General features: G+C 72.4%; 12 protein-coding genes. 4 read left to right on the top strand and 8 right to left on the bottom strand.

The features are described from left to right. Positions 1 to 694: 694 nt before the first annotated feature. Both H4W31_RS15125 and H4W31_RS15120 read right to left on the bottom strand, forming a co-directional pair. On the bottom strand, positions 695 to 1,063 hold the full coding sequence (locus H4W31_RS15125; protein WP_192767241.1) for a MazG-like family protein: 369 nt from the start codon (positions 1,061 to 1,063) through the stop codon (positions 695 to 697). A 67-nt stretch (positions 1,064 to 1,130) separates the two neighbouring features. After that, on the bottom strand, positions 1,131 to 1,640 hold the full coding sequence (locus H4W31_RS15120) for a hypothetical protein (protein WP_192767240.1): 510 nt from the start codon (positions 1,638 to 1,640) through the stop codon (positions 1,131 to 1,133). 608 nt (positions 1,641 to 2,248) lie between these two features. Between H4W31_RS15120 and H4W31_RS15115 the strand changes: the two genes are divergently transcribed. Further along, on the top strand, positions 2,249 to 2,806 hold the full coding sequence (locus H4W31_RS15115; protein WP_318783211.1) for a roadblock/LC7 domain-containing protein: 558 nt from the start codon (positions 2,249 to 2,251) through the stop codon (positions 2,804 to 2,806). Between the two features lie 90 nt (positions 2,807 to 2,896). Here H4W31_RS15115 and groEL read toward each other — a convergent pair whose 3' ends face one another. Together groEL and H4W31_RS15105 are read right to left on the bottom strand one after the other, a co-directional pair. Continuing rightward, positions 2,897 to 5,257, bottom strand: coding sequence for a chaperonin GroEL (gene groEL, locus H4W31_RS15110; RefSeq protein WP_192767239.1), 2,361 nt, complete (start codon positions 5,255 to 5,257; stop codon positions 2,897 to 2,899). Further along, the gene (locus H4W31_RS15105) at positions 5,247 to 5,852 is read right to left on the bottom strand and encodes a hypothetical protein (protein ID WP_192767238.1); all 606 of its coding nucleotides are present in this window, start codon (positions 5,850 to 5,852) and stop codon (positions 5,247 to 5,249) included. The genes groEL and H4W31_RS15105 overlap by 11 nt, the downstream gene beginning before the upstream one ends. Positions 5,853 to 6,000: 148 nt before the next feature. On the opposite strand from H4W31_RS15105, the gene H4W31_RS15100 reads away from it, so the two are divergent. Further along, positions 6,001 to 6,756, top strand: a complete 756-nt coding sequence (locus tag H4W31_RS15100) for an RICIN domain-containing protein (protein ID WP_192767237.1) — start codon at positions 6,001 to 6,003, stop codon at positions 6,754 to 6,756. Here the strand turns inward: H4W31_RS15100 and H4W31_RS15095 are convergent. Next, positions 6,704 to 8,170 carry an MFS transporter gene (locus tag H4W31_RS15095; protein ID WP_318783210.1) on the bottom strand — a complete coding sequence of 489 codons (1,467 nt, stop codon included), beginning with the start codon at positions 8,168 to 8,170 and terminating at the stop codon, positions 6,704 to 6,706. The genes H4W31_RS15100 and H4W31_RS15095 overlap by 53 nt on opposite strands. Before the next feature lie 133 nt (positions 8,171 to 8,303). Between H4W31_RS15095 and H4W31_RS15090 the strand changes: the two genes are divergently transcribed. Continuing rightward, positions 8,304 to 9,293, top strand: coding sequence for a GlxA family transcriptional regulator (locus H4W31_RS15090; protein WP_192772119.1), 990 nt, complete (start codon positions 8,304 to 8,306; stop codon positions 9,291 to 9,293). 53 nt (positions 9,294 to 9,346) lie between these two features. Here the strand turns inward: H4W31_RS15090 and H4W31_RS15085 are convergent, their stop codons facing one another. Next, positions 9,347 to 10,918 (bottom strand): PQQ-dependent sugar dehydrogenase, encoded by a 1,572-nt coding sequence (locus H4W31_RS15085; RefSeq protein ID WP_192767236.1) that lies wholly within the window; start codon positions 10,916 to 10,918, stop codon positions 9,347 to 9,349. Positions 10,919 to 11,007: 89 nt separating this feature from the next. Continuing rightward, a complete protein-coding gene (locus H4W31_RS15080; protein WP_192767235.1) occupies positions 11,008 to 11,478 on the bottom strand; it encodes a hypothetical protein in 471 nt (156 codons plus the stop codon). 258 nt (positions 11,479 to 11,736) lie between these two features. Between H4W31_RS15080 and H4W31_RS15075 the strand changes: the two genes are divergently transcribed. Further along, positions 11,737 to 12,972, top strand: a complete 1,236-nt coding sequence (locus H4W31_RS15075) for an MFS transporter (protein ID WP_192767234.1) — start codon at positions 11,737 to 11,739, stop codon at positions 12,970 to 12,972. Positions 12,973 to 12,983: 11 nt separating this feature from the next. Here H4W31_RS15075 and H4W31_RS15070 read toward each other — a convergent pair whose 3' ends face one another. Continuing rightward, positions 12,984 to 14,336 (bottom strand): YcaO-like family protein, encoded by a 1,353-nt coding sequence (locus tag H4W31_RS15070; RefSeq protein ID WP_192767233.1) that lies wholly within the window; start codon positions 14,334 to 14,336, stop codon positions 12,984 to 12,986. Between the last annotated feature and the right edge of the window lie 15 nt (positions 14,337 to 14,351).

Genomic DNA, 14,351 nt, shown 5'->3' with positions numbered 1-14,351 from the left:
CATCTGGGCCTCAACTTCCCATCGTTGCCCATCCGTACGGATGTACACGTCGCGCCGTGAGCGCAGACCCCGATCGCCGTTCCACCAGTGCCGCTCGACTCTCACCCAGTCACGGTATAGCACGGACGGACCCGCTGGATATCCTCAATCGGGAAACCCGGCCTCCGGATGACCGTACGGACTTCGCGGAAGAGCCGGACGGCCGATCGTCGGCATCGCCGAACCGAGCGGAACATGACCGCCGCCGATCCATCGCGTTCGATTAATTCGGGGGGACCGCCGATCGGGCGGAATGCCGAATTGGCACCGGGGCGGGCTGGGATCGGCCGTCAGCTACGGGGGAAGATGACGGCCGGCTGCGGGCACCCGCCCCGGGCCTGTTCGAAGCCGGCTCCCCGCATCGTCGCGGGTACGCCGACCGCTGACCGGTCCACCGCCCGGCCGGCGGGGAGGGCCCACCGGACGTCGGGTCGCGCGGCGGACCGACCACGGAAGCATGCGGCCCGCCAGGGCGACGATGTCGGACAATCCGTCCGATGCTCCCGGAAACCGGCGCCGAGCCCGCTGCGAATCCCAGGCTGATCCACCTCACCCGCAGCACGACACCAGCGCGCATCCGGGCCGGTCCACCTCGCCCGCTACTCGACGACCGGCGCCGAGGGCGCTGCGGATCCGGGCCAGTCCACCTCGCCCGCTACTCGACGACCGGCGCCGGGCCGACCCGCTCGGCCGGTACGTCGACGGTCGCCGGCAGGGCCGCGAGCCGGCCCTGCACCCGTTCGGCGCGGGTCCGCAGCACCTGCCGGGCGTCCAGTCCCAGGCTCTCGATCGCGACCAGGGCGGTCAGCGCGACGTCGGCCAGTTCGCCCGCCACGTCGTCCAGGCTGTGCGTGACGCCCTTGCGCGGGTTCTGCCCGGTCAGCCCGATCCAGGCGCCGGCCGCCTCACCGGCCTCCTCGGTGACTTTGAGGATGCGGCAGGTCAACTCGTGGCCGCCGGTGCCGTTCACCCGGTCCAGCCAGGCACGTACGGCGCGGACAGTTCCCCACGTGACGTCGTTCACCCGCCCACGGTATCGGTGCCGGCCCCCCCATCCGGCCGCACCCGCGCCGCGCCCCCACCGCGACCGATCAGCGCAGGACCTCGGTATGGCCGGGCGGCGCCACCCAGACCTGGAGCAGATAGTCCTCCGGCCGGTCCGGGACTGCTCCGCCGGCCGGATGGTGCCGTCCCCGGGCGTGCACCCGGATCCGGTAACTGCCCGGTCCCCGGAAGCTGATCCGGGGGAAGTCGGTGCCGCCGTCCCGACGTGACCGGACATGGGACTGACCGACCGCCGTACGGAAGGAGATCTCGACCGCCTCGTCCCAGCCCACCGTCGCCGGGGCCGGGCGCTCGGCGTGGAGTTCGACACTGAGATTGACCCAGCCGCCGTCGCAACCGGTCCGGACCAGGACCGCACCCTCGGTCGCCCCGACGAGTCCGTTGCCCCCGTCGTTGGCCTGCCAGTGCCAGCGGGGCGGCGGATCCGGATCGGTGAGGCAGAACGAGAACCCGGCCACCCGTACCACGCCGGTGCAGGCCCACATCGCCTCGGTCACCCGGTATTCGAGCAGCGTGCCGGCGCCGAGCGGGATCAACGCCGCTCACCCGCAAGGTGTCGGGCACCGATGGCCAACACAGCGCCTCTCCCGTGGCAGCGCGTCAGACGGTCGCAGTGTGCAATGTCTCTCGTCGTGCACTCTGACACAGCCCCGCCAGCACCGTCCAGCGCTCGACCACCGACTTCCGGTCGACCACGCCGACCGATGTAAGCGTCGGTTTGCGGCCCACGATTACTCTCCGCTTTCGTCACTGTGCGCAGTGGTGCGGTACGGAGTACAACCCCCCATGCGGCGCAACATCGGTCGTATCGCCCTGTTCCATCGCGGACGGGTCAACAGTAAGTTAGCTGCACAGACAATTAACTGTCTCGCGAGATGCAACTTGCACCCCCGACATGCCACCCTCGCCGCAGGGGCACTCGCGCGTCAGACCGGCCGCCGCCCAACCTCGCCGTACGTTCGATGACGGCACTACGGGCAGTGACGTTCACATCAAGAATGGAGGCGCTGCCAGTGGCGAACCACCACTCGACCCGGCCGCTGAGTTCCCGCGCGGGCAACGAGCCCATCCGTCGTCCTGCCGCGGCCAACCACCCGGTTGACCTCGCATCCGCCGCGCGCCGGTCGCGCCAGATCGAGGAGCCGTGCTGACCGTGGCCCACCCCGACACCGGAACGGACCCGTTCGACAGCCCCCTGCCGCGCCGCCATCCGGGTGCGGGACTCGACGACGGCAGCGGAGAGGCGGTGCCGGAGGTGGTCCTCGACGAGGTCTCCCGGTCGGCTCCCGACGCGTTCACCGCTGCGGGTCGGCACGCGCATCCGGGCCAGTCCGCCGTCTACGCCGAACTCGGCGTCCTGCGGGACCGGGTCCCGGGGGTACGGGGTGCCGTACTCGCGGGCGTCGACGGGCGACTGATCGGGCACGACCTCGCCGCCGGACCCGAGCCCCTGGACCTGGCCGCGCTCGCGGCGACCACCTTCGGGCTCGGTCGGCAGTGCGGTCTGACCCTGCAACAGGGCCCGTTGCGCGAACTGACCGTCCACAGCCACCAGGGCTACTTCACCGTGTACGGCGTGAGCGAGCACGTCCTGCTCGCCGTGCTCGGCGACGACCGGCTGAACGTCTCCTGGTTGCACCTGGAGGCCGGACCGGTGGCCGAACGGCTCGCTGACCTGCTGCACGTCGGCGGCACCGCGTAGCAGCATGGGCTGGGGCCGGCGCCGGATCGTCTCCGGTGCCGGCCACCCGCCCAGCGCGGTGCCGCCGGATCCGGGGTGACCCGGACATCGTCAGCCGATCATGAGATAGCGGCACACCATTCCGGCCGCGGCGGTGACCGCCTGCCGTAGGGTCGCGGCGGCGTCGACGATGCCGGCGTCCAGTGCGGTCACGTACGCCCCGGAGACGACGTCGAAGGTGATCCCGGGCCCGCGCCGGGACAGGTCGGTCGGGCCGGCGAGCGGATCCCGCCCCGCGTTGCGCATCAACTCCTCGTACGGTGCGACGAGGGCGTCGACCACCACGGCGTAGCCCAGCGCCTCGTCCCCGCCCCGCGAGAGCCGGGCACCGATCCGGTCGGCGACGGTGAGCAGTGCCGCCCCGCCGCCCGGCACCAGTCCCCACTCGACGGCCGCCTTCGCGTTGCGTACCGCGTCGTCGATCTGGCGCCGCCGCTTCTTCAGCTGTCCCTCGGTCGACTCGCCGACCCTGATCACCGCGACTCCACCGGTGAGCCGGGACAGCCGCTCCCGCAGCATCTCCCGTTCGTCGTCGCCCACGTGCCGGTCCAACTCGGCCCGGAGACCCTGGATGCGGCGGCGGTTCAGCTCCGCGTCGCCGCCGCCGTCCACCACCGTGGTGTCCCGGCGGGTGGTGATCACCTTGCGGGCACCGCCCAGCACCTGCCCGGTGGCCCCGGCGAGCCCACCGTCGGCGTCGACCACCACGGTGGCCCCGGTGAGCAGCGCCAGGTCCGCCATCACCCCGCACCGCTCGTCGTCCGGCCACGGCAGTCGTACGGCGACCGCGCCGAAGGCGTGTTCCATCTTCCCGACGATCAGCGCGGTCAGCGCGGCGTCCCGGACGTCCTGGGCGAAGACCGCCAGTGGGCGCCCCTCGCGGCCGGCCAGGTCCAGGAAGGGCCGAAGTTCGGGTACGGACGACAGTCGCTGGTCGACGATCAGGATCGACGGATCGTCGAGTACCGCCTCGGCGCCCTCCGGATCCGTCACGAAGTACGGCGAGACGTGGCCGGCCGGTACCCGCATCCCCCGGGTGAGTTCGAGTTCGAGCCCGAACAGGTTGCTCTCCTCGACGATCACCACGCCGTCCTTGCCCACCCGCTCCATGGCGGTGGCGACGAGGTCGCCGACCACCTCGTCACCGGAGGCGATCGTGGCGACCATCCGGAGCTGTTCCTTCGTCTCCACCGGCACCGCGAGGTCGGCCAGCTCGGCGAGCACCGCCTGGGCGCCCGACTCGATGCCCCGGCACAGCGCCACCGGGTTCGCCCCGGCCCGGAGCGCCGCCGCGGCACCGTCCATCATGGCCTGGGCGAGCACCACCGTGCTGGTCGCGCCGTCGCCGACCCGGTGCCGGACCCCCTCCACCAGTTCCCGGACATAGCTGGCACCGATCGCGTCCCGGGTGTCGTACGCGGTGAACTGCCGCACCACGCTGGCCGCGTCGCCCAGCTCGTGGTACGCCCCGGCGGCGTCCTCCACCAGCACCCGCCGGCCGAGCGGCCCGAAGGTTCGGCGGACCAGGTCCGCACCGGCCCGGAACCCCCGGGCGACGATCGCCTGGTGCCGGTTGTAGTTGGTGCGCCGGGGCGTGGCGCCGGTGGCGGCCTTGGCCACCGCGCCCGCGCCACCATCCCGGGTACCGGGCGGACCGGCCGGCGCCGGCACGGTGGCGAGGTAGATGTGCGGCTCGGCGTTGTACGCGCTCCACTTCGGCTTCTGGTCCGGTCGGCGGCGTACCACTCCGTCGTGGACGTACCGGAACAGCTCGTCGACGCCGATCCGGCCGTCGCCGTCCAGGTCGGCACCGCCGGTGGCCAGCCCCTCCAGCAGTACGTCGGTGAAGATCGATCCCCGGGGCGCGGACTCGACCAGGCCGTCGGACTCGAACGCGTACTCGTAGCTGTCGCAGGCGCTGATCACCACGTAGCCCCGGCCGGCCTGGCCCTCCAACGCACCCTGCGACGCGCCCTTGAACCCTTCGGCGAAGGCGCCCGCGAAGCAGCAGTCCAGCACCAGCACCTTGGCGGCGGCGCGACACGCCTCCAGTTGCTCGTTGACGAAGGAGCGGGAGATGGCGGTGCTGGCCGGCCGGGTCCGGACGGTGTTGGCGGCGGCGAAGTAGAGCCGGTGGAACGGGTCCACGATGCCGTGGCAGGAGAAGTAGAGCAGGACGAGGTCGTCGTCGACCCGGTCGGTGAGCAGATCCTCGATCTCCCGGCGTACCTCGTGGTCGGCCGCGTCCTGCTGGGTGCGTACCGTGAAGTTGCCGACCGCCGGGTCCTCCAGCACCGCCGCCAGCCGTTCCACGTCCTGCTCCGGGGCCCGCAACTGGTCCAGCGACGGGTCGTCGTACTCGCCTACGGCGATGAGCAGCGCGTACCGGCCGGCCGGCGGGCTAATCCGCACCGGACCCGGCACCGCTCTGGGTTGGTGGTACGCCGAGCCACTCGGTCACCATCCGCTCGGTCTCCTCGCTGGGGGCGCTGATCGTCAGCGTCCGGCGGCCGTCCCGGAGGATGATCCGGCGGGCGGCGCCGCGTTGCACGAAGGCGACCGCGACCTGGGCCAGCGCGGCGACGGTGGTCGCGGAGAAAAGGCCGGTGACCACCAGTTCGGCCAGCGCGCCACCGGCGCCCTTCGGGCCGGGACGCCCGAGCCGGCTGAGCCGGGCGGCGGTTTCTGCGGGGCCGGCGGAGGCTCCGCCCGGGCCGGCAGAGTCAGCGTCGCCAACCGGGCCGGCCGGACCTCCGACCTCGGCGGTGTCGAACGAAGAGCCGGTGTCGAACGACGAGCCGGTGCCGAACGACGAGCCGGTGTCGAACGACGAGGCGGTGCCGAACGACGGGGCGCCGCCGGTCGGATCGTCGACATCGGGCCTGGCGACGTGCAGGATGGTCCGGGCGTGCAGCTCCCTGAACAGCGCCGTTGCCGACTCGGCATCGCCACGCACGCTTCCGGGGACCGGCCCGGAGACCACCAGGGTGATTACGCCACTATTCATGGAGTAATCGTGTCGTGACAATGAGTAGTCGCCTGTCGGGTTTCCGTCACTGCCCGGTCAGCCTGCCGACACCTCCGCGCCCCAGCACCCCGCCAGGCCATCGGCGGGCCGACTGGCCTCGGATCAGCACAGCGGGTAATCATGCCATATGCCCAGGTATGAGACACCCTGGCGGGAGGAACCGGGCCGCCCGCCCGGCGGCACCGTCTACGGACGCCGCTACCGGCGGCTGCCCGAGGACCCGCTGCTGTTCGCCGCGTTCACCGTCGGCGGCGTGGGCGTACTGCTCGGCGTGCTCTTCGCCGCCGGGGTCTTCTCCGGAACCGGCGGGGCGGGACCGGTCGGGGTCGGTCCGGCGGGAAGTCCCGGCGCCGGCTTCCCGCTGCCGACCTCGGGCGGATCGGCGGCGGCCGGCAGCAGCACAGCGGCGACCCCGAACCGCACGCCGAGCCACACTCCGGCCGGTACCCCCGATCCCACCGGTCCACGACTGCTCCGCTCGGCCGTCTCCGCCCTCTGCCTGGACATCGTCGGGACCGAGGTCGCCGAGGGGGCCGACGTGCACCAGGTGCCCTGCGGCACCGCCGCGAGCCAACGCTGGCTGCCGACTCCGGTCGGTGGTGACGTCTTCACCCTGATCAACGCCGCCAGCAAGAAGTGCCTCGACGTGGACGGGGCGAGCCTGGCCGACGGCGCCCCCGTCCAGCAGTGGTCGTGCACCGGCCTGCCCGACCAGCGCTGGCGGCTCGTCCGTACCGCCACCGGCACGACGATGCTGGTCACTGTGCACAGCGGCAAGTGCCTGGACCTGCCGGCCGCGAACCTGGCCCCGGGGATCAGGATGCGGCAGTTCAGCTGTCAGGCGACGCCGAACCAGCAGTGGATCGAGCAACGTCCGACCTGACCGGCGCCCCGCCCACCGGACCCGGCGCCACCCGCCCGCTCGGCTCCGTCGGACCGGTCGACGCGGTCGGCCCGGTGGCGCCCGTCGGCCCGGTGGCGTCCGTCGGCTCGGTGGCGTCCGTCGGCTCGGTGGCATCCGTCGGACCGGTCGGTCGAGCCGGGGTCGCGGTCACCGGCCGGTCCCGACGGCGGAGCCGTAGCGACAGCACCGCCGCGCCGGCACAGAGCGCCCCGGCGACGTACCAGGCCAGGGTGTAGCTGCCAAGCTGGTCCCGGACCAGCCCGGCGCCGGTGGCCGCGATCGCCGCGCCGATCTGGTGGGAGGCGAAGACCCAGCCGAACACCACGGCTCCGCTCGCGCCGAAGTACTCCCGGCAGAGCGCGACCGTCGGCGGCACCGTGGCCACCCAGTCCAGGCCGTAGAAGATGATGAAGACCAGCATGCTCGGCTGGGTCGAGTCGCCGAACAGGCTCGGCAGCACCAGCAGCGACGCACCCCGCAGGGCGTAGTAGCCGGCGAGCAGCAGCCGGCTGTCGACCCGGTCGGTCAGCCAGCCCGAGGCGATGGTGCCCACGATGTCGAAGAGGCCGACCAGGGCGAGCAGGCTGGCGGCGGTGGTCTCGGTCATCCCGTGGTCGTGCGCGGCCGGGATGAAGTGCGTACCGACCAGTCCGTTCGTCGACGCACCGCAGATCGCGAATCCCCCGGCCAGCAGCCAGAACGCCCGGGTCCGGGCCGCCGTACGCAGTGCGCCGACCGCCCGGGCCGCCGATCCACCGGTCGCGACCGGCGCCGGCACCACCTCGGTCGCCCCGTAGGGCGGCAGGCCGAGATCCGCCGGGTGGTCGCGCAGCAGCCATCCGACCAGGGGTACGACGGCCAGCGCCGCCCCCGCCACCACCAGTGCCGCCGCGCGCCAGCCGTACGCCTCGACGAGGTTGGCCAGCAGCGGCAGGAAGACGAGCTGGCCGGCGGCGCCCCCGGCGGTGAGCACCCCGGTGACCAGGCCCCGCCGGTGTACGAACCACCGCCCGGTCACCGTGGCCACGAACGCGAGCGCCATGGACCCGGTACCCAGTCCGACGAACACGCCCCAGAGCAGGATCAGCTCCGCGCTGGTCCGCATGAACACCGTCAGCCCGCTACCGGCGGCGACCAGGGTCAGGGCACCGGCTACCACCAGTCGGATGCCGAACCGGTCCATCAGGGCGGCGGCGAAGGGCGCGGTGAGGCCGTACAGGATGAGGTTGACCGAAACGGCGGTCGAGATGGTGGCCAGCGACCAGCCGAACTCCTCGTGCAGCGGATGCAGCAGCACGGACGGGGTGGCACGGAAACCGGCGGCGCCGACCAGCGCGACGAACGCGACGACGGCGACCAGCCAGGCGGGATGCACGCGGCGGGTACGGGTCACCCGCAGAGTCTGCGGCCCACCGGGCGGCCCGGCGAGTGGCCGGAGAGCCACGATGCGCAAGAATCGGGCCAACAGCGCCGGAGCTCGGGTCGACGTGGTCCGGCGGGACGGCAGCCGGAGGGGGAACGTGACGATGGTCACCAGCGGACGGACCGGGCCGCACCGGATCGCGGTGCTCGCCCTGGACTCCGTGGTCGGACTCGACCTGGGCACCCCCGCGCAGGTCTTCGGCACCGCCCGGGACGACGCCGGGGTGTCGCACTACACGGCGACCGTCTGCACCCTCGGCGCCCGTCCGGTACGCAGCAGCGCCGGCTTCCAGGTGCTGCCCGACCACGGGCTGGAGATCATCGAGGAGTCCGACACGGTTGTCGTGCCCGGCATCCACGGCGGTCCACCGTTGACCGACGGCACCGTCGAGCCGCAGATCCGGAAGGTGCTGCGGCAGGCCCACGAGCGGGGTGCCCGGATCATGTCCATCTGCACCGGCGCCTTCGTCCTCGCCGCGGCCGGGCTGCTCGACGGCCGTCCGGCGACCACCCACTGGGCGTACGCCGACCGGTTCCGGCGGATGCATCCGCAGGTACGGCTCGACCCGGAGGTGCTCTTCGTCGACGACGGCGACGTGCTCACCTCGGCCGGAGTCGCCGCCGGGCTCGACCTGTGCCTGCACGTCATCCGGACCGACCACGGCAGCGGGGTCGCCAACCGGTCGGCCCGGAGCTGCGTGGTGCCGCCGTGGCGGGAGGGCGGCCAGGCGCAGTACATCGAACGGCCGCTGCCCGAGGCGACCGCCAGCGGTACGGCCCAGACCCGGGACTGGATCCAGCACCGGTTGCACGAGCCGCTGACCCTGGCCGAGATGGCCGCACACGCCAGCATGAGCGTACGGACCTTCACCCGCCGGTTCCGCGAGGAGACCGGACTCAGCCCGGCCCGCTGGCTGCTCCAGCAACGCACCGCACATGCCCGACTGCTGCTGGAGAGCACCGACCTGGGGGTCGACCAGGTCGCCCACCGCTCCGGCTTCGGCACCAGCGCCGCCCTGCGGCAGCAGCTGCACCAGCGGATCGGCGTGCCACCCACCACCTACCGCCGCACCTTCCGCCCACCCTCGGTGTAAGGAAGGGGCCCTTCTTATCGTTTTCTGTATAAGAAGGGCCCCTTCCTAACGCCTCAGCCGCAGGCGTTGCCGTTGAGGGTGAAGGCGGTCGGCGCGGGGTTCGGGCCGGTGTTCGAGGCGAGGAAGCTGAACTGGACCGTGCCGCCGGGCGCGATGTTCGGATTCCAGGTGGCGTTCCGGGCGGTGACGACGGCGCCCTGCTGGCTACCCCTGGCGTTGTAGAAGGTGCCGGCCCGCTGGGCGGCGGGGAAGGTCCAGCCGACCGTCCAGCCGCTGACCGGCTGGGTGCCGGTGTTGGTGACGGTCACCGTGGCGTTGAAGCCGGTACCCCACTGCTGGTCGACCCGGTAGCTGACCCGGCAGGCGGCCGGGGGTGCGGTGGTGCCGAACGAGATCTTGTGGAGCTGACCCGGGAGGTCGTTGACCAGGTACAACTCGCCGTTGGCGTCCTGTCCGATGCTGGTCGGTTGGATGGTCAGCTCGGTCAGCGCCCGGGTGGCGTACGTCCCGCCGGGGGTAGCCGGCGGACGGACCACGAAGGCGGTGCCGGAGCAGTAGTCCGTGGCCAGGTACGTTCCGGTCGCGATGTCGGCGAACTCGTCGCCCCGGTAGACGTACCCGCCGATCACCGCGCAGCCCTCGGCCGAGGTGCGGTACGAGTAGACCGGCTCGACGTACTGGGCGCCGGACTGGCACCGCGCCTGGTTGAACACCACCGGACCTTCGCGGCAGGACCAGCCGAGGTTGGCGCCGCCCTGGTTCGCCCGCAGGTGGTCGATCTCCTCCCAGGTGCCCTGGCCGACGTCGGCGATCCAGAGTGACCCGTCACCGCCGAGGTCGTGGGAGAACTTCCACGGATTCCGCAGTCCGTACGTCCAGATCTCCGGCCGCGCCCCGGCCCTGTTCACGAACGGGTTGTCGGCCGGTACGCAGTAGCGCTGGGTCCCGCAGGCGCGGTTCACGTCGATCCGGAGGATCTTGCCGAGCAGGGTGTTGAGGCTCTGCCCGGAGTTCAGTACGTCGTCCGATCCGCCGCCGTCGCCGATGCTCCAGTACAGATAGCCGTCGGGGCCGAACGCGACGTGCCCGCCATTGTGATTGGAGTACTCGGAGTGCGCCTGGGTCAGCACCACCTGTTCGCGGTTTGCCGGGATCGGCTGCTGACCTGCGCTGTCCAGGGTGAACCGGGACAGCGTGACGGTGCCTGCGGGCAGCGCGGTGTAGGCGACGTACAGGGTGCGGGTCTGCGCGAAGTTCGGCGTGGTGACCAGGCCGAGCAGGCCGCGTTCGTTGCCGGAGGTGTCGACCCGGTCGATGATGTTGAGCAGCGGTTCGGCCGCCAGCCCGGTGTCCGGATGGTAGACCCGGATGGTGCCCTGCTTCTCGGCGATCAGCAGCCGGCCGCTGCCGTCGTCGGGCGCGAAGATGGCGGTCGGCCGTTGCAGGCCGAACGCGACCTGGGTGGTGCTGACGGTGAGCTGGTCCAGGGGTGGCACCGCCGCCACTTCGGCGCGTTCCGGGGCGGGCTGTCCCGCCGCCGACGGTGCGCCGAACGCGACGAGCGGAGCGAGTATGGCGGCCGTACCAGCCAGGCAGAGCCGCCCGAGAGATTGACGTCGCAGCATATTGACTCCCATCGGTTAACAGGAACGTAATGCTGCCAACCGCGCCTAGATCCACGTGTCCCGCACTATGGGAACGCTCCCAGGAAAGGCTACCGGGGGTCGGTACGCATGGCGCGCAGCTGTTCGAGGTGCGCCGGTAGGTGGAGTCGACCATGGATGTCGAGCATCCGCCCCCACGGCAGGGACTCCTCGATGTGCAACTCGAAGCCCTCCCGGAGATGCGAGTCCACCGGCGTCTCCGCCTCCGGCCCGAGCCGGTCCACCAGCCCGCAGAGCCGGCCACTGGTGACGTGTAGCCGGGCGGCCATCTCGGCCAACCCGACGTGCGCCGGCATCATCGCGTCCAACTGGGGCCGGAGGGTGGGCCGGGCGTCGTAGTACGCCCACGGGGAGCCGGCCAGCACCGCCTCGGTCGCCTCGGCCAGCAACTCGTCGTTGGCGGCGAGGTGCACCACCACCTGCTCGGCGGTCAACTCGCCGGGGGGCGGGGGCCCGAACCCGCCGGCCGACACCTCGGCGAGCAGGTCCGCGTACGCCCGGCGCAGCTCGGCCGTCTCCATCCGACCAAGTCTAGGGCGTATCCGCGCAGGTCAGGCCGGTATTGCCCGGCGCGGACGGCGGCATCCGGCCCGGACCGGCCGGACCGCGACCGGCACGCAGGTCGGGCCGGTACTGCGCGGCGCGGACGGTGGCATCCGGCCGGCACCGCGACCGGCGGCCGTGGACACCATCGGTACACGTCGCTACGGTGACCGCGTGCCGAACCCCGCTGGCGCCACCCCACCGGCCGGAGCGCGAGTCGACGGGCCGGGCCGCCGATGATCGGCAGCCGGGCATCGGGACTGCTCGCCGACGCGGACTTCCGGCGCTGGTTCGGCTCCCGGTCCATTTCGGAGGCGGGTACCGCGGCCAGCCTGGTGGCGCTGCCGCTGCTGACGTACCAGCTCAGTGACTCGGCGACGATGACGGCGGCGGTGGTCGGAGTCCAGGCGGTGCCGTACCTGCTGTTCGGGCTCTTCGCCGGGGCGGCGGCGGACCGGTGGCGACGCCGGGCGATGATGATCGGTGCCGACCTCGGCTGCGCGGTGCTACTGAGCACACTGCTGCTCGCCGACCTCCTCGGCGTGCTGACCTCCTGGCACGTGTTGGCGGTCGCGTTCGGCCTCGGCTGCGGATTCTGCTGGTTCGACGCCGCCGCCTGGGGGTCGCTGCCCCGGCTGGTCGGCAGGGCGAAGCTGGCCGAGGCGAACAGCCTGCTCTGGTCGACCGAGATCGTGCTGAGCATCGCCATGCCAGCGGTGGCCGGCCTGCTCGCCGCGCTGACCGACCCGACCCTGGTGCTCGGCCTGGACGCGGCGAGCTACCTGGTCTCGGCGGCTCTGCTGTTCCGGTTGCGCGCCGGTCTCGATCCGACGATCGAACGGTCCGACCGGACCCGCCGGTTGGGCGCGGAGATCGCCGAGGGGTTGCGGTACCTGTGGCGCCAGCCGATGATCCGCGCCCTCAGCCTGGCCGGCTTCGGCTTCTCGCTGTCGGCCGGCGGCGTGTTCGGGCTACTGGTGGTGCACGCGGACGAGGTACTCGCGGTCACCTCGACGGACTGGCGCGTCGGGCTGCTCTACGCCGCCGCCGCGGTCGGCTCGCTGCTCGCGGCGCTGCTGCTACCCCGGTTCGGACGCTCCGCCGGCCAGGGCGCTGTCTCGATCATCGGGTACGGGATCTTCGTCGCCGCGCTGGTCGGGTTGGCCGTCGCCCCGGTCTTCGCCGCCGCCCTGCTGCTCTGGACCGGGTGGGAGTTCGGCCGAACCACCGCGAACATCAACGGCATCACGGTGCGCCAGCAGTTGACGCCGGACGAGTTGCAGGGCCGGGTCAACACCACCGGCCGGATGATCGCCTGGGGCGGTACGCCGTTCGGCGCGATCATCGGCGGCGCGATCGCCGAGACCGCCGGCGTACCGGTCGCGTACCTCGTGCTGACCGTGCCGGCGGTGCTCGGCTTCGGAGTCCTGCTCGCCTCACCGGTACGCCGACTTCGCAGCGCCGTCGCCTGACCGCCGCCGGGTCAGCGCGGCCCGGTGCCCCCTGGCCGATCCGGCAGCCCCGGCCGGCCGGCGAACTCGCCGAGTTCCCGGACCGCCCGGCTCCAGGCCCCGGCCGCCCGGGCGCCGAGCTTCGAGCGGTCGATGGCCCAGGATTCGAGGCCGGGTACGAGCACCCGGACGACGTGCCCCGGCAGCTCCGGCGGGGACAGGTCGACCACCACCACCCGGCCGAGCCCGGCCGCCCGCAGCCGGTCCAGCAGTAGCCGGAGGTCGGCGACGATGTCGTCACTCGGATAGGAGGCCAGCTCCGACACCGGGATCAGTCCACCGCCGTCCGGGATCGCCGTGCGGCGTGGCGCCATCGGGACATCGCGGTCACCCGGCGGTACGGCCGCGGACCTGATCGGCCCGGCGGCGACGGCGCGACTCTGGGCGCACTCGGTGATGGCCCGGGTCAGCGCCACTTCCAGGTCGGGATGCGCGCCGTGGCCGACGCCGTCGTCCGAGGTCGGCCGGCCGGTGTCGTCGGACGCTTCGGACGCGTACGCCGCGACGGTCGGAACACCGAGGTCGGAGCCGATCGACCAGAGGTACAGGCGCAGGCCGGCGTCCTCGAACCGGCGCACCAGCGGGCGTACGGACGGCGGCACCGTACCGGGGTCGAGCCGGGGCTGCCGGTCGGTGGTGAGCCGGGCCGCCTCCCGCGCCGTCAGGTTCGGCGAGACCACCCCGCTGGCCAGGACACCGGCCAGTCGACTGCCGACGATCTCGGCGATCGTCATGGCGTCCCGCTCAATCAACTCGCAGAGTGCGTGAAAGATCGCCTCCTCCAGACTGTTGCCGGAGGCCAGGCCGTTGCTGGTGGTCAGGGCGTAGCAGGGCGGCGCGCCGGGGTAGCCGGTGTAGCAGACGGCGGAGTGCGGCACCAGTACCGGCTGGTCGGCGAGCAGGTCGTGCCCGGTCACCCAGTAGATCGGCAGGTCGTCGTGGTACGCCGGCAGCAGCCCGAGGTTGTGCTCGGCCGGGCGCAGGGCCGGCCGGCCGGCAGCCGCCAGTTCCCGGTACGCGGCGATGGTGGTCGGCCGCAGTGGCAGCCAGCCGGAGAACCGCTCGAGTACCTCCATCACGGCCGACGTCCGCGCCTCGACCGGGGTCGGTCCCTTGCCGCTGTAGACACAGAGGCGGTCGATCGACCCGGGAACGATCGCCTGGTAGACCGGGATGCCGACCCGGTCCAGCCCGCTGATGTCGGCCAGCCGGGTGATCCCGAGATGCCGGAAGTACGGCCGCAGTCGCGCGTACGTCCAGTCGGCGGCGTACTCGCGGTGCGCACCCGACCCGTACGCCTTGGCGACCCGGTCGCGGAGCCTCAACTCGTTGTCCCGGTA

Origin of the sequence: Plantactinospora soyae, assembly GCF_014874095.1 — a bacterium.
GTDB classification, from domain to species: domain Bacteria; phylum Actinomycetota; class Actinomycetes; order Mycobacteriales; family Micromonosporaceae; genus Plantactinospora; species Plantactinospora soyae.
This window is presented reverse-complemented; position numbering and strand designations above follow the sequence as displayed.

Bases quoted from the DNA above. Each gene is read 5' to 3' on its own strand.
- H4W31_RS15085 (WP_192767236.1), bottom strand. From the start codon at position 10,918: ATGCTGCGACGTCAATCTCTCGGGCGGCTCTGCCTGGCTGGTACGGCC.
- H4W31_RS15090 (WP_192772119.1), top strand. From the start codon at position 8,304: ATGGTCACCAGCGGACGGACCGGGCCGCACCGGATCGCGGTGCTCGCC.
- H4W31_RS15105 (WP_192767238.1), bottom strand. From the start codon at position 5,852: ATGAATAGTGGCGTAATCACCCTGGTGGTCTCCGGGCCGGTCCCCGGA.
- H4W31_RS15075 (WP_192767234.1), top strand. From the start codon at position 11,737: ATGATCGGCAGCCGGGCATCGGGACTGCTCGCCGACGCGGACTTCCGG.
- H4W31_RS15080 (WP_192767235.1), bottom strand. From the start codon at position 11,478: ATGGAGACGGCCGAGCTGCGCCGGGCGTACGCGGACCTGCTCGCCGAG.
- H4W31_RS15100 (WP_192767237.1), top strand. From the start codon at position 6,001: ATGCCCAGGTATGAGACACCCTGGCGGGAGGAACCGGGCCGCCCGCCC.